At 49.7% G+C, this 437-nt stretch carries 1 pseudogene; it reads left to right on the top strand.

The window, feature by feature from the left end:
• Positions 1–423 (top strand): annotated as a pseudogene (locus EMN46_RS19085) (phage tail protein); the annotation flags it as partial.
• Positions 424–437: the final 14 nt, after the last annotated feature.

Genomic DNA, 437 nt, shown 5'->3' on the forward strand with positions numbered 1-437 from the left:
AAATCGACGAATAACACGGGGGCTCATGCTCACAGTCTGAGCGGTTCAACAGGGGCCGCGGGTGCTCATGCCCACACAAGTGGTTTAAGGATGAACAGTTCTGGCTGGAGTCAGTATGGAACAGCAACCATTACAGGAAGTTTATCCACAGTTAAAGGAACCAGCACACAGGGTATTGCTTATTTATCGAAAACGGACAGTCAGGGCAGCCACAGTCACTCATTGTCCGGTACAGCCGTGAGTGCCGGTGCACATGCGCATACAGTTGGTATTGGTGCGCACCAGCATCCGGTTGTTATCGGTGCTCATGCCCATTCTTTCAGTATTGGTTCACACGGACACACCATCACCGTTAACGCTGCGGGTAACGCGGAAAACACCGTCAAAAACATTGCATTTAACTATATTGTGAGGCTTGCATAATGGCATTCAGAATG

Origin of the sequence: Ancylomarina sp. 16SWW S1-10-2 (genome assembly GCF_009669305.1) — a bacterium.
Taxonomy (GTDB): domain Bacteria; phylum Bacteroidota; class Bacteroidia; order Bacteroidales; family Marinifilaceae; genus Ancylomarina.